Consider the following 18,169-nt stretch of genomic DNA (forward strand, 5'->3'; position numbering starts at 1 on the left):
CCGTAAGCGCGTCTTAACCGTCAGCTAAAGAACGCCGCCTCTGGTCGCCCGTCGCACCGCTTCCCGCATCGCCTCGACCGGCGCGGCCACGCCGGTGAACTGCTCGAACTGCCCGACCGCCTGGGCCAACAGGAGGTCCAGACCGGACACCACCCGCAGACCGGCAGCGGCGGCGGAGGCGGCCAGCGGGGTGGGCCACGGGTCGTAGAGCGCGTCGAAGAACACCGCGCCCGACCGCCAGGCCACCGCGTCGGCCAGCGGGTCGGCGACTCCCTTCGGCACGGTGGAGACCGCCACGTCGGCGGCGGCGAGGTGTCGGGGCGCGTCGGCCCAGTCGGCGGGGACCAGCGCGACACCGAGCGCGTCGGCCACCGGCCGTAGCTCCTCGACCGCCGCCGCCCGGCGGGCCACCACGGTGACCGAGGTGCCGGCCAGCCGCGCGGCGGTGGCCAGCGCGGCGCGGGACGTGCCACCGGCGCCGAGCACCGTCACGGCGGCACCGGGACGCACCCCGGCGTCGGTGAGCACCTGGACCATGCCGGCGACGTCGGTGTTGTCCGCGTACCAGGAGCCGCCCGGACGGCGTACCAACGTGTTGGCCGCACCGACGGCGACGGCGACCGTCGACGCGGTGTCGGCCACGGCGAGCGCCGCCTCCTTGCCCGGCATGGTCACCGACAGACCGGCCCACTCCGGGCCCAGGCCGGCGACCAGATCCGGCAGCTCCGCGGCCGCGCACTCGATCCGGGTGTACGACCACCCGGTCAGCCCGGCGGCGGCGTACCCGGCGTTGTGGATCACCGGGGAGAGGGAGTGGGTGATCGGTTTGCCCAGCACCGCGGCCCTACGGGTCGACACGACCACCACCGGTTGTCGTCACTGCCTGCCCTCTCGCGTGTGCGTCGGATCGGATGCCGTCAGATGATGCCGGCCTCCCGGGCCTTGGCCTCGTTGCGCTGGTGCTGCTCGTACGTCTCGGCGAACGCCGAGTGGCCCTGCTTGTCGATGGCCACGAAGTAGAGCCACTTGCCCGGTGGCGGGTCCATCGCCCCTTCCAGGGCCTGCTTGCCGGGGCTGTTGATCGGGGTCGGGATCATTCCCTTCAGCTTGCGGTTGTACGGGTTCTTCGGGTCGTCCAACTCGGCAGCCGTCATCTGCTTGGACGACTTGGTCGGCTTGCCGATCGACTCCAGGTAGTAGTTGACCGTGACGTCCATCTCCAGGCAGTTGCAGAAGAACTCCCCGTACGCCCGGTTGTAGGCCACCCGGGCGACCTTGCCCAGGTCGTCGGCGTTGCCCGCCTCGGCCTGGGCCAGCGACGCCACGATCAGCGCCTCGTACGGGCTGACCTTGCGCTTCTCCTGCACCGTGTCGGCGAACTTCATCTCACCGGTCACCGAGAGGAAGCGGTTCACCATCAGCTTGAGGATGCTCTCGGCTGTCGACTTCGGCGGGATCTCGTAGGTGTCCGGGAAGAGGAAACCCTCGATGGACTTGACGACCTTCTTGCCGTCGTCGCGCTTGAACCACCAGTCCGGGACGCCGAGCGCCTCCGGGTCTTTCGCGGCGGTCTGGAAGTCCTTCACCGGGATCTTGGTCTTGTCGGACAGCAGCTTGTAGATGTTCAGGCTGGTGCGACCCTCGGGGATCGTCAACCCGTTGACGACCTTGTTCTTCAGGTCGAGCATCGCGGTCACGGCGCTGGCACCGCTCATCTGCTTGCGCAGCTTGTACGTGCCCGGCTGGATGTTCTTGCTGCGGGAGTTGGCCTCGGCCGCCTCGATGAACGCCTTCTGACTCTTCACCACGTCGGCCGTGACGAGGGCGTCTGCCATGTCGGCCAGCAGCGCGCCGTTCTTGATCTCGACGGTGATCTCACCGGAGCCGGCACCCTCGTAGTCGGGGGTGACGAAGTAGTTCTGGATGCGGTCGAAGCCGTAGTACGCGCCACCGCCGATGGCACCCAGCAGGACCAGGGCCATCAGCAGTGCCAGGAACGTCTTGCCCCGGCCACCGCCGGACCCGCCGTTGCGCTTGCGGAAGCTGCGCCGGTGCCGGCCCTTCTCCCCCCGCTCCGCCTCGTCGAACCCAAGGTCCAGATCGTCGATCATTACTGCCGCCTCCGCTGCGCGTCCAGCCAGCTCTGCAGGATCTCCACTGCGGCCGCCTGATCGACAACCGCACGTTGACGTTTACCTCGGACGCCACGCTCGGCAAGCCTACGAGAAGCGACCACTGTCGACATCCTCTCGTCGGTGAGCGTTACCGGAACGGGCGCTATCACATCGACCAGTCGGTCAGCGTACGCCTTCACGTGGACAGCCGCCGGGCCGTGCTTACCGGCGAGATTGACCGGAAGGCCGACGACGACCCCCACGGCCTCGTGCTCGGCCACCAGGGCGGCCAGCTCGGCGAGGTCGCTCGGCACCGCGTCCGGCGCGGCCGTGAGGTCGCGGGCCAGTGTGACAAGTGGCGTGGCCAGGATTCCGTCCGGGTCGGAGCGGGAGATTCCCACCCGCACCTGACCGACATCCACCCCGATCCGCACACCGCGCGCCAGCTCAGCCACCGACGGTCACCACTGAGGCCGAACGAGCCAGGGCGGACCACATGGTCCGCCCTGGCCGACAATGCTCGTCCATCACGCCTCGGAGATCGCCTTCTCGACGGTGAGCAGCAGGGTCGGCGCCTCGGCCGCGGGCAGGCCACCGCCCTGGGCCAGGTCGGGGCTGCCACCACCACGCCCGGAGAACGCCGCCTTCACCAGGGTCGACGCGGCCAGACCCCGGCTGCGCGCGGCCGCGTTGACCGCCACCACCAGGGACGCCTTGCCGTTCGACCGGGCCGCCACCGCGACCACCGCCGGCCGCGCCGGATCGATCTTGCCCCGGATCTCCTGGGCGAGGGTCCGCACGTCGTTACCGGCCGCGCCCTCCGGCGCCTCGGTGCCCACGTACGCGACCCCGCGCACATCCTTGGCCTGCGCCGCGAGCGCCGACGCCCCGCCCAGCACCAGCTGGGCGCGCAGCTTCTCCAGCTCCTTCTCCGCGTCCCGCAGCTGGGTGACGGTCTGCTCCACCCGGTCGGCGACCTGGTCGTTGGGCACCCGGTACAGCTCGGCCAGCCGGGAGACCAGCAGGTGCTCCTTGGCCAGGAAGCCGAAGGCGTCCATGCCGACGAGCGCCTCGACCCGGCGGACACCGGAACCGATCGACGACTCGGAGAGGATCTTCACGAGGCCGAGCTGGGCCGAGCGGGCCACGTGCGTGCCGCCGCACAGCTCCCGGGCGTAGTCGCCCACCTCGACGACCCGCACCTCCTCGCCGTACTTCTCGCCGAAGAGCGCCATCGCACCGATCCGCCGCGCCTCGTCCAGCGAGGTGATGAAGGCGTGCACCTCCAGGTCGGCCAGCAGCACCTCGTTGACCTGCTGCTCCACGTCCCGCAGAACGCTCGGCGACACCCCGGTCGGGGTGTTGAAGTCGAACCGCAGCCGGCCGGGCGCGTTCAGCGAACCCGCCTGCGTGGCCGACTCGCCGAGGAAGTTCCGCATGGTCTGGTGCACCAGGTGGGTGGCGGTGTGCGACCGGGAGATCGCCCGTCGCCGCGTCGTGTCGATCTCGGCGTAACCCGCCTCGCCGGCACGCACCTCACCCCGGATCACCCGGGCCCGGTGCACGATCAGGCCGGGCACCGGCTGCTGCACGTCCAGCACCTCGACCTGCCCGCCACCAACGGTGATCATGCCCTGGTCGGGCTGCTGGCCACCACCCTCGGCGTAGAACGGGGTCGTGTCGAGCACCAGCTCGATGGTGTCGCCCTCGGTCGCCGCCTGCCGGGGGCCGTCCGCGCCGAGCAGCGCCCGCACCGTCGACTCGCGGGCCACCTCGCTGTATCCGGTGAACGTCACCGGGCCACCCGAGTCGAGCACCGACCGGTACGCCGACAGGTCGACGTGCCCCGTCTTGCGCGCCTGCGCGTCCGCCTTCGCCCGGGTGCGCTGGTCGGCCATCAGCCGGCGGAAACCCTCGTCGTCGACGGTGAGGCCCTGCTCCGCGGCGATCTCCAGGGTCAGGTCGATCGGGAAGCCGTACGTGTCGTGCAGCTGGAACGCCTTCGCCCCGGACAGCGCGGAGCCGCCCGCCGTGCGGGTCTCGGCGATCGCGGTGTCCAGGATCGTCGTGCCGGCACGCAGGGTGGACAGGAACGCCTCCTCCTCCGCGTACGCGTAGTCCGCGATCCGGTCGAAGTCGGTCGCCAGCTCCGGGTACGACGGGGACATGCAGTCCCGGGCCACCGGCAGCAACTCGGGCAGCGCACGCTCCTGCCAGCCGAGCAGCCGGATCGACCGGATCGCCCGACGCATGATCCGGCGCAGCACGTACCCGCGACCCTCGTTGGACGGCGTCACACCGTCACCGATCAGCATCAGCGCGGTCCGGACGTGGTCGGCGATCACCCGCAGCCGGACGTCGTCGGGGTGCGACTCGCTGGCCACGTGGCCGGAGTGCGCGCCGTACCGCTTACCGGTCAGCTCCGCCGCCCGGGCCAGGATCGGCCGAACCTCGTCGATCTCGTACAGGTTGTCGACACCCTGCAGGATCGACGCCATCCGCTCCAGGCCCATGCCGGTGTCGATGTTCTTCGCCGGCAGGTCACCCAGGATCGGGTAGTCGTCCTTCGTCGTGCCCGGACCCCGCTCGAACTGCATGAAGACGAGGTTCCAGAACTCCATGTAGCGGTCCTCGTCGACCGCCGGGCCGCCCTCGCGGCCGTACTCCGGGCCCCGGTCGTAGAACAGCTCGGAGCACGGACCGCACGGCCCGGGAATGCCCATCGACCAGAAGTTGTCCGCCTTGCCCCGGCGCACGATCCGCTCGGCCGGCACCCCCACCGACCGCCAGATCTCGTACGCCTCGTCGTCGTCGAGGTACACCGTCGGCCAGACCCGCTCCGGGTCCAGCCCGAACCCGCCGTCGGCCTGCGACTTGGTGACCAGGTCCCAGGCGAGCGGAATCGCGCCCGCCTTGAAGTAGTCCCCGAAGGAGAAGTTGCCGTTCATCTGGAAGAACGTGCCGTGCCGGCTGGTCTTGCCGACCTCGTCGATGTCCGGCGTGCGGATGCACTTCTGGACGCTGACCGCCCGCTGGTACGCGGGAGTCTGCTGACCCAGGAAATACGGGACGAACTGCACCATGCCGGCGTTGACGAACAGCAGGTTCGGGTCGCTGATGGCGGGCAGCGGAGCGGACGGCACCACGGTGTGGCCATTCGCCTCGAAGTGCGCGAGGTACCGCCGCTTGATCTCCGCCGTCTTCATCGCTGGTGTTCCTCCGGAAAGATGTCTCGATCGCCGATGCGCGGGTCTTCCCGCAGGTCGGCGAACTGATCGTCGAACGCCTCGCCCTGGGCGAACGCGTGGTGGATCTCCTGCTCGCGTTCGGCCATCCCGACCCGGACGTCCTCCACGAAACTACGCAGCGACTCGACGAGCCCGCCAGCGGATTCCGTCAGCGAGCTGGCGATGCCGGCCGGCGTGTACGCCTGCGCGGTCCGGGTCGCCTTGCGGACCACGATGACACCGACGGCCACCCCGATGCCGAGCCAGAACAAGCGCCTCATGTCTCGCTACCTCCTGGTACGCCGGCCGGTCAGCTGTTGCCGCGCCGCGCGGCCCGTCGCTGCTGCTTGATGGTGTCGCGGACCTCGCGCTCGGTCTCGGCGTGCCGGCGACCGGCGGCGGCCTTGCGCACGCCGTAGCCGAACGCGGCGACCTTCACCAGCGGGTTCGCGGCCGCGGCGGAGACCACGGTGGCCAGGTTGGCGACGTTCGCGGTGACGTTCTGCGCGTGGCTGGTCATCGTGTCGACCTTCGCCAGCTGGAGGTTCACGCCGTCGAGCGAGGTCTGCACCTGCTCCAGCGCGGTGTTGACGTTCTTCACCGTGGTGTTCACGTCACCGAGCAGCGGCCCGGTCCGGTCGTTCAGGTCGTTGATCATCCGGGTGGTGGCGTCCACCGTGTGCCGCAGCCGCAGGATGGGCAGCGTCAGGATGAGCACCAGCACCGCGAACGCGCTCGCCGCGATCAGCGCCGCGATGGCTGCAATGTCGCCCACGCCTGTCCTCCTCAAGCAGAGTTCCGCAGGACCCGACGTCCTCGGAACGCAGAACCATGGCACCCGTGCCGGCCGCCGAGCCGTCGGCGGTCACCGGCAGCGGGCGAGCCCGCCAGCCCCAGACCCTACCGTCCGTGATGGAGACCGGCTCACGACGGTGAGGGTGTCAGCTCCCCCAGCGGGTCCCCGCTGACCGTCGGGAACGGGTCCTCTCCGGTCAGTGACGGGTCGGTGGTCGGCTGCGGCCTGGTCCGCTCGTCGTCGATCGCGTTGCGTACCTTCACCGACACCAACGAGCCGGTGCACTCCGTCGCAGCGGCCGACGGTTCGGTGGACGGCACGACGGCCGGCTCACCGTCGACCGGCGGCGGTACGCAGGTCGGCTCGCGGACCCACAGGTCGAGGGTCAACTCGTCGCGACGCCAGCAGGTGTAGCTGCCCTTCGTCTTCTGCTCCGGGCAGCGGCTCACCTTCCACGGCTGCCAGCCGTCCTGGCGCAGCGCGTCCTCGTAGACCTGCGCCGTGTCCTGTGGCGACTTCTCCGAGGTGACGGTGCGCTCCCGCAGCCGGCAGTCGAGCAGGCACCACCGGCTGCCACTGACGTCGTCGACGGTCTTGGCGGCGGCCCAGCCGGGCACGTTGAGTTGGTCCAGGTTGTCGAAGACCGGGTCACGGCTCAGCGTGCGGATGCCGAAGAAGAGCGGCACCGCGCCGAGCAGCACGACGCTGACCAGCACCAGCACCGCCACCCGGAGGCGACGGCGTTCGCGCGACTGCCGGCGTACCTCGGATCGGGCACCGGGCGCGTCGTCGGCCGCGTCCTGGCCGGCCGAGCGCAGCGCGGGCCCGCCGGACGGCTCCGGTGTCGGGTGGTCCACCGGGCCGGACGGGAGCGGCACGGAGGCGGCGACACGTGCCACACCGACGGGCTCGCCGGAGCGGCCGGGCGGTGGCACCGGGGCGACGCCGCTCGGCTCGCCGCGGCCGGGCTCGCGGTGCGGAGGCTGGGCACGCCCGGCGGCACGGTCGGCGGGGGCGGCTCGCCCGGACGCGGCGCCACCACGCACCGGGGAGCCGGGACCAGCACCCGGCTCACCGTGGGTCCGATCGTCGGCGAGGGGCGGCTGTGCGCCGCCGGGTGGCCGGACGGCGGCACGAGCCGGACCATCCGGACGCGAACGCGGCGGGCCGTCCACACCCGCTGCGGCGGCGGCACGAACCGGGCCGTCCACGCCGGCGACGCGAGCCGTACCGCCCGGACGGGCGGCGTCCCGGGGGGCCGCCTCGGCACCCGGGGCGGGGCGGGGCGGACCGTCGGCGCCACGGCGCCCGGCGTCCGGGACCGGTGCGCCGGCCGGGACGGGTCGGGCCCGGCCGGGCGGGGCGGGGCGGGCGGCGCCCCGAACCGGAGCGGCGGGATCGGCGCCGGGCGCGGGTCGTCCGCCGGCGTAGGGGCCGTCGCCGCGGTCGTTCGCCGGCCCGGGTCGACCCGGTCCGTCCGGGCCGGGCTCGGCTGGTGGCCGGCGTCGTCGGCCGGTCGGGTCGAGCGTGGGCGGGGCGTCGGGGCCGGGCACGGCCACCGCACGGGCGCGCCCGCCGGTGGGGTCCGCAGCGGGTCCCGTGGCGTCTCGGCCGCGGGGGCGCCGGTCGGCGGACGTCGGCGCAGGGGGCAGAGCCTGTTCTCCGGTGGTGCTCGGTGCGTCGGGTCGGGCGGCACGGCGACCGGTCGGCGCGTCCGCACCCGGGTCGGCCGGCGGGCCGGCAGGCCGGCGGGCGGCGGTGCGCTCCGCGGCCGGGTCGGGCACGCCGAGGCGACCGGACGCGTGGTCGACGAGTTCGCCGGTGCCGGTGGCCGGTGCCGGACGCCGATCCGCGGCCGGCGGGGTGCCACCGCGGCGGTTGACCACCGGCAGGCCGGGGTCGGTGTGTGGCAGGCGGCCGGCCTGGCGCAGCCAGTCGGCTGGCCGTTCGGGGCGGTCGGTCCGGGCCTCACCGGCGGCCGGCGGCCGGCGCTCGGGCTCAGCGGAGACGGCCCGGCGGCGACCGGTGCCGTCGGCAGGCCCGATGGTCGGCGTGGCACCGCTGTGACCACCGGAGGCCGCGGGCACCTGCGGCGCGTTGCCCGAGCGGGGCACCGCCGCCTCGTCGGGTTCGGCGGCACGGCGGCGGCCGCCGGCTGCCGGACGGGAACGGTCGGCGGGTCGACGGTCGGTGGGCTCCGGGGCTCCCGGGTCGACCGGGCCTGGGCGACGCCGCGCGGTACGCGGGTCGCGGTCGATGGCGGGGTCGGGCCGCAGACCCTCCGCGGCCGGTGGCACGGCACCGGTCGGTGGGCCGTCCACGCGTGCCGCGCCGGAGGCGACAGGTGCCCCGGCGCCCCGGGTCGGATCGGGTGCCGCCGCGACGCGTCGGCCAGCGGACATTCCGTCGGCCGACGGCAGTGGACGACCGGGCTCGACGGACTCCGGGCCCGGCCGGCGTCCCGGCGAGCCGGCGTCCGGACGGCGCAGCGGCGGCATCGCGTCCAGGTTCACCCCGGCTGCGGCGGCGTCCGGGCGACGGCCCGGTGGAACGGCAGCGTCCGGGCGACGGCCCGGCGGAACGGCGGCGTCCGGGCGACGACCGGTCGGGGCGCCCGAGGTCGGTGGGCCCACGGGTGGGCCGGGAGGAGCCGTCGTCGGGCGGGACCGGGCCGGGCCGCCGGGTGCGTCGGCAGTCGGGCGAGGCACGGGCGGGCTGGCCGGGTCGCCGCCACCCGGGCGGGCGGCGGGCGGTGCCGGCGGTACGGCGGCACGGGCACCGGCTGCCGGCTGCACGCCGCGACGCACGGGCTGGCCCTGGACGGGGGCGGCGGCGCCGGCAACGGGCGGCCGGTCGTCCGGGCGGCGGCCCGCCGGCGGCGCGTCCCCCGGCCAGGGGGTGTCGACCGGTCGACGTGCGGCGGCGCCACCCGGGCCGCTCTGGCGCGGGGCAGGTGGCGCGGCCTCCGGCGGCATCGCCTGACGCGGCCCGGCCGGCTCCGCCGGTGCATCCCGACGCGGCCCGGCAGGCTCCGCCGGTGCAGCTCCGTGGGGGCGGCCGGGCTGCGCCGGTGCGCCGTCCGGGCCCAGCTCGCCGCGCTGCTGCTTGGCCGACCGCAGGTCGTCGATCCAGCCGAACTCCTCGCCGGCGACCGGCTCCTCCGGCTCGACCTCGGCCGCCCGGCCTCGACCCCACCGGCGCGTCTTGGCGCTCCGATCGCGCCGCTCGTCCGGGCCCTCGTCCGGGCGGTCCCCACCACGCGATCTCACTGTTGACCCTCTCCTGCGGCGTCAGCGCCGCTGTCCTGCGTCGTGCCGGGGGCGCCCGTGCCCGTCGTCGGGCGACCGATCTCACCGGGAAGCGCCGACGCGGTCCGCGTCGTTACCGGCGGCTCGGCTGTTCCAGTGTTTGGGCGGGCGGCCGGGGCCGGCAGGCCACGCACGATCCGGCGCAGCACCGGCAGCCGGGTGGCCACCGACCGTTCCGCGCCGTGCGGGCTGGGCTGGTAGTAGTCGGTGCCCACCAGGTCGTCCGGGACGTACTGCTGGGTGACCACGCCGCGCTGGTCGTCGTGCGGGTAGCGGTAGCCGGTGCCGTGGCCCAACCCGCGGGCGCCGGCGTAGTGCGCGTCGCGCAGCCCGCGCGGCACCGGGCCACCGCGGCCGGACCGGACGTCGGCGATGGCGGCACCGATCGCGGTGGTGGCCGAGTTCGACTTGGGTGCGGTGGCCAGGTGGATCACCGCCTGGGCCAGGTTGAGCTGCGCTTCGGGCAGCCCGACGTACTCGACGGCGTGGGCGGCGGCGGTGGCGACGCTCAGGGCGCCGGGGTCGGCCATGCCCACGTCCTCGCTGGCGAAGATGACCAGGCGGCGGGCGATGAACCGGGCGTCCTCGCCGGCGACCAGCATGCGGGCCAGCCAGTGCACCGCGGCGTCCACGTCCGAGCCGCGCATGCTCTTGATGAAGGCGCTGACCACGTCGTAGTGGGCGTCGCCGTCGCGGTCGTAGCGCACCGCCGCGACGTCGACGGCCTGCTCGGCGGTGGCGAGGTCGATCCGCCCACCGCCCAGCGCCGTGGCCGAGGCCGCCGCCGCCTCCAGTGCGGTGAGTGCCTTACGGACGTCACCGGAGGCGAGCCGGACCAGGTGGTCCTCGGCTTCGGCGGTCAGGGTGAGCACGCCGTCCAGGCCACGCTTGTCGGCGACCGCGCGGCGCAGCAGGCCCCGCACCGCCTCGTCGTCGAGCGGCTGCAGGGTGAGCAGCACGCACCGCGACAACAGCGGCGAGATGATCGAGAAGTACGGATTTTCGGTGGTCGCCGCCAGCAACGTGACAGTGCGGTCCTCGACGGCGGCGAGCAGCGAATCCTGCTGGGTCTTGCTGAACCGGTGCACCTCGTCGATGAAGAGCACGGTCTGCGGGCCGCCCGAACGCCGCTGGCGGCGGGCCGTCTCGATCACCGCCCGTACGTCCTTGACGCCGGCGGAGAGCGCCGACATGGCGACGAAGCGGCGGTCGGTCGCCCCGGCCACCAGGTGCGCGATGGTGGTCTTGCCGCTGCCCGGCGGACCCCAGAGGATCACCGACATCGGGGCGCCGCCGGAGACCAGTTGCCGCAGCGGGGCGCCGGGGGCGAGCAGATGATCCTGCCCGACCAACTCGTCGAGGGTCACCGGGCGCATCCGGACGGGCAGGGGCGAATCGTCGGCCACCGCGGTGAAGCCGTCGACACCGGCGGGACCGTCGGGCGCGCTGCGCGACCCGGCGGGTTCACCGAGGGAGAAGAGGGCGTCGGACTCCATCACGAAGACAGTACCGGGCCGGGCCCACGAGGCCGGAATCGCGCCGTGGGCCCGCCACCGGTGATCGGTTCCGGTCAGCCACGACCCGGGCGACGGCCCCGGTACCAGCGACCGCCGCCGCCACCGCCGCCACTGCGCGGGCCGCTGCCCACGCCGCCCAGGTAGAGCGAGAGCAGGAACAGACCGAGGAGCACGAGGGTGTTCCAGTTGAACAGGTCGGGTGCTCCGAAGTCTGTGTCGAGCAGGTCGATAAGCAGGGCGAAGCCAAAAACGATGGCCGCGAGAATGGCGAGCATGTCGGTCCTCCGGTGGGGGTTCCCAAGTACGTCGGCGCGTGATGTACCCAATCGGTCGACTCGCCAATCTCCACGGTGGATCTGTCGTATCCGCCTCCGGACCGGTTGGACCGCCGCCCAGGTGAGTGGCCCTCCTACCGATCGGCCGACACGGGCACCACGGTCGGCTCGACGGGCGGTGCGGGCCGACGGCCGGCCAGCCAGGCGGGCAGGTAGAGCGGTGCGGCGACGGCGAGCACCACCGCACCGACCACCATCGCGGTGCTGACACTGGCGGCGGCGGCGATCGCGGTCAGGACCACCCCGCCGAGGGCGCCGGCCGGTTGCGCCATCATCGAGTTCAACGAGAGCACGCTGGTCCGGTACGGGCCGTCGACCTGCCGGTGCAACAGGCCACTGTGCAGCGGGTTCGACGCGCCGTGCACGGCGTAGCAGGCCAGGTAGGCCACGAGCACCCCGACCGGCCCGGCGAACAGGCCCATCCCGACCACTGTCACCCCCTGCAGGATGCGCAGCAGGGCCGCGCCCGGAGCCGCACCCATCCAGCGCAGCAGCAGGGGGGTCGCTGCCGCGCCGGCGGCCGAGGCGAGCCAGGCGGCCGAACTGGCCGGCCCGAGCAGCGCGGCAGCCCGTTCCGGGTTGCCGATCACCTCGGCGAGCCGAACCGGCAGCAACGACTCGAAGGTGATCATGCCGAAACCCCAGAACAGCTCCACCGACACCAGTGCCAGCAGCACCCGGGAACGGCGCAGCAGCCCGACCGCCTGGCCGATCATCCGGGGCGCCTGGACCACCGAGGTCCGCACCGCCGCGAACCCGGTGGCCGGCCGGTGCTCGACCAGCAGGACGACCAGCGCGACGAGCGCCACCGCCTGCGCGACGATCGCCGCCAGCACGGGCACCGTGAGCGCGCTGACCGGCCCGATCGGACCGAGCGCGATGAGACCGCCGCTGAACAGTGCGCCACCCCCGATCGCCCCGCCCACGACCGTGCCGGCGTAGCCGAGACCGCGCTCGTACTCGGCATCCGGGTCGGCGGCCAAGGTGGCGTCGACATACCAGGACTCCAACGGGCCGCTGTCCAACGCCCGGTAGATCCCCTGCAAGGCCCAGACCACGAAGAACAGCACGAACGAGTCGGCCACCGCGAACAGCGCCAGCGAGGCGAGGTTGATCGCTCCGGCGGCGAGCAGCACGGGCCGGCGCCCGAGGGCGTCGGCGAGCCCTCCGGTGGGCAACTCCAACGCCAACACCAACAGGCCCTGTGCCGTGCCAACCAGACCGATCTGCGGCAACGACAGACCGCGCTCCTGCATCAGCAGGATCATGATCGGGATCATCAGACCCGTGGGCAGCCAACGCAGGCCGTAGAGCGTGAGGTAACGACGCCGAACCTGGCGTACGGTCAGCGCGCTCACGACGCCACCTCCATTCGCGACTGCGGGGCTCGCAAACCCGGCTCACTCCTCGCGCTCACCACGCCTCCTCAGTTCGCGACTGCGGGGCTCGCAAACCCGGCTCACTCCTCGCGCTCACCAGCGCTCGTCCAAGCGGGGGAAGCCGGCCAGGAACACGTGCACGGGCTTCGCGTCCGATGCCTCGGTGACGGCCTCGTCGCGGTAGCGCATCAGCACCGCCCACAGGTCCTCACTGAGAGCCCGCAGCCGAGCCGGGTCCAGCGGCAGCACCAGGTCGCTCATGCCGACGGCGTCACGCCAGGCACGGGACTGGTGGTGCTCGACGGCCATCCACCGCTCGGCCAACTCGGCCATCAGCCGCACCTGGTCGGTCTGGATCCACTGCACGGCGGCACGGGCGTCCGGATCGTCGTCGAAGTCGGTGGGTTCGAAGTGACTCACGTCGTGCGCGGCCTGCCACCAGCGCTGCCGACCGGTGCCCCGGTCAGCATCCTCGGACACGAGCCCCACCTCGGCGAGCTGCCGCAGGTGATAGCTGGTCGCGCCGGTGTTGGTGCCCAACTTCTCGGCCAGGGCGGTCGCGGTGGCCGGCCCGTCGACGCGCAGCGAGCCGAGCAGCCGCATCCGTAGGGGGTGGGCCAGCACGCGGACCTGCCGGCCGTCCAGATCGACGCGCCGCTGCTCGCTGCGGCCGTCGGGTGGCGGGGTCTCCATACATGCACACTATCTCTGCACGCTTACTGTGCACAAGAGTTATGCACAGTAGGCGTGCACACGCCGAGGAACGATCAGGTGCTCAGCGAGCCAGGAGTTCGCGCACCCCGCGCAGTCGGGTGCGCAGCAGGCCGGCGGCGCGCGAGCTGTCGAGGCGTACGTCGAGGGGACGGGACAGGCCGACGGCGGCGCCGGTGGTGGTCCGGAGCCCGGCCGGGTCCAGGCCGAACCACTCGGCGACGAGGAGACCCAGGTCGGCCCGGCTGACGGCGTCGGGGCCGGCCACGTTGAGCAGGCCGGCGTACGGCGAGGTGACCAGCTCCAGCACGGCGTCGGCCAGGTCGCCGACGTCGATCGGGCACCGGAACTCGTCGGTGAACAGCGCCGCCCGGCCGGCGAGCGCGTCCCGGCAGAGCTGGATCTGCTTGCTGCCCTCCCCCAGGATCAGCGAGGTACGCACCAGGGCCGCGCCGGGGTCGACCGCCCGCACGGCGGTCTCGGCCGCGGCCTTCGCGGCACCGTACGCGTGCACCGGTGTGGGCGGGTCGTCGTCGGCGTACGGGGTGGGACGGCCGGCGTGCAGCGCGTCACTGGACAGGTGCACGAGTCGGGCACCGGCTTCGGCGGCGGCGACCGCCACGTTCGCGGCCCCGTCGGCGGTGACCGCCCAGTCGTCGTACCGATAGGGGGTCCCGACCACGGCGTCCGGCCGCACCTCGGCGACCAGCGCGCGCACGGCGGCCCGGTCGGTCACGTCCAGCCGACGCGCCGCGACCCCCGGCAGCGAGACCGAACCGGAGTGGAAGGTCCCCACCACCGCGAACCCGCGGCGAACCCCCCGCCGACAGACCTCCCGCCCCAGTAGCCCACTACCCCCGACCACAAGCACCCGCACGCCAGCCCACTCCCCCACCTAGGTCGATCATGAGGTTAACGAGCCACACGCGGTCGCGTGGCCCGTCAACCTCATGATCGACGGAGGGCGAGGTGGGTCAGACCGGGTCGGCGACCGGGGCGGCCGGGCCGGCCGTACCCGTGTGGGCGGTGGCCGGGGGCTTGGGCTTGGCGTCGATGCCGGCCTCGGTGCGCTGCTGGCCGGTGATCGGGGTGGGAGCGCCGGTCAGCGGGTCGAACCCGCCACGGGTCTTCGGGAACGCGATGACCTCGCGGATCGAGTCGGCGCCGGCGAGCAGCATGCACACCCGGTCCCAGCCGAAGGCGATGCCGCCGTGCGGCGGGGCGCCGTACTTGAACGCCTCCAGCAGGAAGCCGAACTTGTCCTGCGCCTCCTCGGGGGTGATGCCGAGCAGGTCGAAGACCCGCTTCTGCACGTCACCCCGGTGGATACGGATCGAGCCGCCGCCGATCTCGTTGCCGTTGCAGACGATGTCGTACGCGTACGCCAGGGCCCGGTCCGGAGCCTCCTCGAACCGGTCGACCCACTCGGCGTTCGGCGAGGTGAACGGGTGGTGCACTGCCGTCCAACCGCCCTCGTCCGTGCGCTCGAACATGGGCGCGTCGACCACCCAGCAGAACGCCCAGGCGCTCTCGTCGATCAGCCCGGCCCGCTTGGCGATCTCGACCCGGGCCGCGCCGAGCAGTTCCTGCGCCTCCCGGGCGGTGGCGCTGGCGGCGAAGAAGACCGCGTCGCCCGGCTTGGCGCCGACCGCATCGGCGAGCCCGCCCAGGTGCGCGGCGGACAGGTTCTTCGCCACCGGGCCGCGCGCCTCGCCGGTCTCGGCGTCCAGCACCACGTACGCCAGGCCCCGCGCGCCACGCGCCTTGGCCCAGTCCTGCCAGCCGTCCAGCTCCTTGCGGCTCTGCGCCGCGCCGCCCGGCATCACCACCGCGCCGACGTAGCCGCCCGCGTCGATCGCCCCGGCGAAGACCCGGAACTCGGTGCCGCGCAGGTAGTCGGTCAGCTCGGTCAGCTCCACGCCGTAGCGCAGGTCCGGCTTGTCCGAGCCGTACCGGGCCATGGCGTCGTGCCAGGTGATCCGCGGGATCGGCCCGGAGATCTCGTGCCCGGCCAGGTCCTTCCACAGCGTCGAGACGATCGCCTCGCCGAGGTCGATCACGTCGTCCTCGGTGACGAAGGACATCTCGATGTCGAGCTGGGTGAACTCGGGCTGCCGGTCGGCGCGGAAGTCCTCGTCGCGGTAGCAGCGGGCGATCTGGTAATACCGCTCCATGCCGCCGACCATCAGCAGCTGCTTGAACAGCTGCGGCGACTGCGGCAGCGCGTACCAACTGCCGGGCTGCAACCGCACCGGCACCAGGAAGTCGCGGGCGCCCTCGGGCGTCGACCGGGTCAGGGTCGGCGTCTCGATCTCCAGGAAGTCCCGCTCGTGCAGCACACCCCGGGCCAGGTGGCTGGCCCGCGAGCGCAGCCGCAGCGCGTTCGCCGGGCCGCTGCGGCGCAGGTCCAGGTAGCGGTACTTCAGCCGGATGTCGTCGCCGGCCTCGATCTGGTCGTCCACCGGCAGCGGCAGCGGCGCGGCCTCGGAGAGCACCTCCAGGTCGGTGACCGTCACCTCGACCTCGCCGGTGGGCAGCTCCGGGTTCTCGTTGCCGGCCGGCCGGCGGGTCACCTCGCCCACGACCTTCACGCAGAACTCGTTGCGCAGCGCGTGCGCGTCCTCCTCGCGGAAGACCACCTGGACGACGCCGGTGCCGTCGCGCAGGTCGACGAAGATGACCCCGCCGTGGTCGCGCCGGCGGGCCACCCACCCGGCGAGCGTCACCGTCGAGCCGGCGTCCGCGGCGCGCAGGCTTCCGGCATTGTGGGTACGGATCACGGCTGGCAACTCCTCATCGTGGAACAGTCCTCACCGGCATTCTGTCAGGGGTGGCCGCCCCGCCTCCGGGGCACCCGGCAGGCCGGCACGATTCGCTGGTGGGGCGGAGCGGCGAACCCGACTCGGCCGACCGCCGGGCCGGTTAACGTGGCGAAATGCGCGCCGTACCGAACTGGGCCGTCGCCACGGCGGCGGCCGCACCCCTGCTGCTGGCGAGTGGCTGGACGGTCGCGGCGGCGCGGCAACCCGCCGGGTACGACCCGGTTCGGGACACCATCAGCGAGCTGGCGGGGCAGGACGCGACCGACGCCTGGATCATGGTCGTGGCGCTGGTGCTGCTCGGCTGCTGTTACCTGTCGGTGGCCGCCGTCCTGCACGCGGCCGGGCTGCCCAGCCGGTTCCTGCTCGCGGTCGGTGGGGTGGCCACCATCGCGCTCGTCGCGTTTCCCCGGCCGCCGGTGGGCGGCTCACTCAGCCACGGCGTCGCGGCGACGGTGGCCGTCCTCGCCCTGGCGCTCTGGCCGGCCGGGTCGGCGCTGCGGCTGCCGCGGGGCCGCGACGCCGCGCACCCGGCTCGACCGGAGCCGCCCTGGGCGTTTCGCCGGGCGGTGGGGCTCAGTGCCACGGTGGTGCTGCTCGCGCTCTTCGGCTGGTGCGCCTTCGAGGTGACAGGTGGGTCCCGCACCGGGCTGGCCGAGCGGGTGACGGCGGTGGCGGTCTCCCTCTGGCCGCTGTTGGCGGTGCTCTCCGCCCGGCGGGCGCATCTCGCCTGGTCCGTCGGTGCCGCGACACCCGGTGACACCGCGGCTGTCGTACCCCCGGATCCCCTGCGCCCCACCCAGCGGCCCGACCGGCTCGCGTAAGCCGGCGCGCGACGGCGGCCGGACGCGCGACGCGGGCCGCCGGAATCCTCCGGCGGCCCGCGGGCGGTGACGGGATCAGAAGACGCTGACGCCGTAGCGGCTCAGGGCCTCGGTGACGGGCTGGAAGTAGGTCGTGCCACCCCTGCGGCAGTTGCCATTGCCGCCGGAGGTCAGGCCCAGGGCGGTGGTGTTGGCGAACAGCGAGCCGCCGCTGTCGCCCGGCTCGGCGCAGACGTTGGTGCGGATCAGGCCGGAGACCGAACCCTCGGCGTAGTTCACCGTGGCGTTCGTCGCGGTCACCGAGCCGCTGTGCAGGCCGGTGGTGCTGCCGGAGCGCTGCACCGACTGACCGACGGAGGCGTTGCCGGCCCCGGTGATGTCCCGGTAGCTGCCGTTGTAGAGGTAGACGTTGCCCGCGGCGTTTGCCGAGTTGCTGTGCTGCACGATGCCGTAGTCGTTGCCCGGGAAGCTGGTGCCGGTCCGGGTGCCGATCAGCGCCGTCTGGGCGGAGTTCGAGTACCAGCTGGCGGAGATGTTGGTGCAGTGCCCGGCGGTCACGAAGGAGTAGGTGCTGCCGCTGCGCACGTTGAAGCCGAGCGAGCAGCGCCCGCCCCCGCCGGCGTAGATGGCCTGGCCGCCGGAGATCCGGGTGCTGAGCACACCAGCCTCGGCCTCGACGCGGACCGCGCCGTTGGCCCGCGCGGCGGCAGCCTTGACCCGCTCCAGCTTGGCGCCGGTGACGGTGCTGTCGACGGAGACGACGACCTGGTTGGTGACCGGGTCGCTCCACCAGGCGGTGCCCGGGATCTTGGCGGAGCGCTCCAGGTCGGCGGTGGCCCGGTTGAGTTCACCGGCACCGCGGGTGACGTAGCGGACGACGGCGCCGGCCTTGTTCGCCGCGCTGGCGGCGGCCGCGTCGGTCACCGTGACGACGGACCTGCCGCTGGCGTCGATGTACGAGCCGGCCGAGCGGTCGCCGAGTTGCGCGGACAGCGCGGCCGCGGCGTCGGGCGAGGCGGCGGGTGCGGCCTGGGCCGGTGCGCCGATGAGCGCGCCGACGACCAGGCTTCCGGAAACGGCGACAGTCGCCGCAACGCGGAACGTGGACCTCGTGGGTCGCATGTAACAACCTCCTGGGC

Annotated in this window: 15 protein-coding genes; 1 reads left to right on the plus strand and 14 read right to left on the minus strand. The window is 73.4% G+C overall.

What is annotated here, in order from left to right; translation table 11 throughout:
* Positions 1-24: 24 nt before the first annotated feature.
* The 13 genes from ACGFIQ_RS20265 to aspS form a co-directional block, all read right to left on the minus strand.
* The gene (locus ACGFIQ_RS20265; protein ID WP_393246016.1) at positions 25-837 is read right to left on the minus strand and encodes a shikimate dehydrogenase; all 813 of its coding nucleotides are present in this window, start codon (positions 835-837) and stop codon (positions 25-27) included.
* 80 nt (positions 838-917) lie between these two features.
* Entirely contained in the window at positions 918-2,111 is a 1,194-nt protein-coding gene (mltG, locus tag ACGFIQ_RS20270; protein WP_393245661.1) for an endolytic transglycosylase MltG, read from the minus strand.
* On the minus strand, positions 2,111-2,569 hold the full coding sequence (ruvX, locus tag ACGFIQ_RS20275; RefSeq protein WP_393245663.1) for a Holliday junction resolvase RuvX: 459 nt from the start codon (positions 2,567-2,569) through the stop codon (positions 2,111-2,113). The genes mltG and ruvX overlap by 1 nt, the downstream gene beginning before the upstream one ends.
* Before the next feature lie 72 nt (positions 2,570-2,641).
* A complete protein-coding gene (alaS, locus tag ACGFIQ_RS20280; RefSeq protein WP_393245665.1) occupies positions 2,642-5,320 on the minus strand; it encodes an alanine--tRNA ligase in 2,679 nt (892 codons plus the stop codon).
* The gene (locus ACGFIQ_RS20285) at positions 5,317-5,622 is read right to left on the minus strand and encodes a hypothetical protein (protein ID WP_357559396.1); all 306 of its coding nucleotides are present in this window, start codon (positions 5,620-5,622) and stop codon (positions 5,317-5,319) included. The genes alaS and ACGFIQ_RS20285 overlap by 4 nt, the downstream gene beginning before the upstream one ends.
* 29 nt (positions 5,623-5,651) lie before the next feature.
* Positions 5,652-6,116: a DUF948 domain-containing protein gene (locus ACGFIQ_RS20290; protein ID WP_357069285.1), complete on the minus strand. Its 465-nt coding sequence runs from the start codon at positions 6,114-6,116 to the stop codon at positions 5,652-5,654.
* Between the two features lie 149 nt (positions 6,117-6,265).
* On the minus strand, positions 6,266-6,955 hold the full coding sequence (locus ACGFIQ_RS20295; RefSeq protein ID WP_393246018.1) for a hypothetical protein: 690 nt from the start codon (positions 6,953-6,955) through the stop codon (positions 6,266-6,268).
* Between the two features lie 2,447 nt (positions 6,956-9,402).
* On the minus strand, positions 9,403-10,941 hold the full coding sequence (locus ACGFIQ_RS20300) for a replication-associated recombination protein A (protein WP_393245668.1): 1,539 nt from the start codon (positions 10,939-10,941) through the stop codon (positions 9,403-9,405).
* A gap of 74 nt (positions 10,942-11,015) precedes the next feature.
* Positions 11,016-11,237 carry a hypothetical protein gene (locus ACGFIQ_RS20305; RefSeq protein ID WP_357375401.1) on the minus strand — a complete coding sequence of 74 codons (222 nt, stop codon included), beginning with the start codon at positions 11,235-11,237 and terminating at the stop codon, positions 11,016-11,018.
* A 134-nt stretch (positions 11,238-11,371) separates the two neighbouring features.
* On the minus strand, positions 11,372-12,655 hold the full coding sequence (locus ACGFIQ_RS20310; RefSeq protein WP_393245671.1) for an MFS transporter: 1,284 nt from the start codon (positions 12,653-12,655) through the stop codon (positions 11,372-11,374).
* A 114-nt stretch (positions 12,656-12,769) separates the two neighbouring features.
* Positions 12,770-13,369, minus strand: coding sequence for a helix-turn-helix domain-containing protein (locus tag ACGFIQ_RS20315; protein WP_393245673.1), 600 nt, complete (start codon positions 13,367-13,369; stop codon positions 12,770-12,772).
* An 82-nt stretch (positions 13,370-13,451) separates the two neighbouring features.
* Entirely contained in the window at positions 13,452-14,264 is an 813-nt protein-coding gene (locus tag ACGFIQ_RS20320) for an SDR family oxidoreductase (RefSeq protein ID WP_393246020.1), read from the minus strand.
* 97 nt (positions 14,265-14,361) lie between these two features.
* Entirely contained in the window at positions 14,362-16,167 is a 1,806-nt protein-coding gene (gene aspS / locus ACGFIQ_RS20325) for an aspartate--tRNA ligase (RefSeq protein ID WP_393245675.1), read from the minus strand.
* A 155-nt stretch (positions 16,168-16,322) separates the two neighbouring features.
* On the opposite strand from aspS, the gene ACGFIQ_RS20330 reads away from it, so the two are divergent.
* The gene (locus tag ACGFIQ_RS20330) at positions 16,323-17,030 is read left to right on the plus strand and encodes a DUF998 domain-containing protein (protein ID WP_393245677.1); all 708 of its coding nucleotides are present in this window, start codon (positions 16,323-16,325) and stop codon (positions 17,028-17,030) included.
* A gap of 75 nt (positions 17,031-17,105) precedes the next feature.
* Here ACGFIQ_RS20330 and ACGFIQ_RS20335 read toward each other — a convergent pair whose 3' ends face one another.
* Entirely contained in the window at positions 17,106-18,152 is a 1,047-nt protein-coding gene (locus tag ACGFIQ_RS20335) for a S1 family peptidase (protein WP_393245679.1), read from the minus strand.
* Positions 18,153-18,169: the final 17 nt, after the last annotated feature.

The sequence above is a fragment of the Micromonospora sp. NPDC048898 genome (assembly GCF_043198035.1).
Lineage (GTDB): Bacteria > Actinomycetota > Actinomycetes > Mycobacteriales > Micromonosporaceae > Micromonospora.

Coding starts and splice junctions, on each gene's coding strand:
- mltG (WP_393245661.1), bottom strand. CDS start 2,111: ATGATCGACGATCTGGACCTTGGGTTCGACGAGGCGGAGCGGGGGGAG.
- alaS (WP_393245665.1), bottom strand. CDS start 5,320: ATGAAGACGGCGGAGATCAAGCGGCGGTACCTCGCGCACTTCGAGGCG.
- ACGFIQ_RS20285 (WP_357559396.1), bottom strand. CDS start 5,622: ATGAGGCGCTTGTTCTGGCTCGGCATCGGGGTGGCCGTCGGTGTCATC.
- ACGFIQ_RS20300 (WP_393245668.1), bottom strand. CDS start 10,941: ATGGAGTCCGACGCCCTCTTCTCCCTCGGTGAACCCGCCGGGTCGCGC.
- ACGFIQ_RS20305 (WP_357375401.1), bottom strand. CDS start 11,237: ATGCTCGCCATTCTCGCGGCCATCGTTTTTGGCTTCGCCCTGCTTATC.
- ACGFIQ_RS20315 (WP_393245673.1), bottom strand. CDS start 13,369: ATGGAGACCCCGCCACCCGACGGCCGCAGCGAGCAGCGGCGCGTCGAT.
- ACGFIQ_RS20330 (WP_393245677.1), top strand. CDS start 16,323: ATGCGCGCCGTACCGAACTGGGCCGTCGCCACGGCGGCGGCCGCACCC.
- ACGFIQ_RS20335 (WP_393245679.1), bottom strand. CDS start 18,152: ATGCGACCCACGAGGTCCACGTTCCGCGTTGCGGCGACTGTCGCCGTT.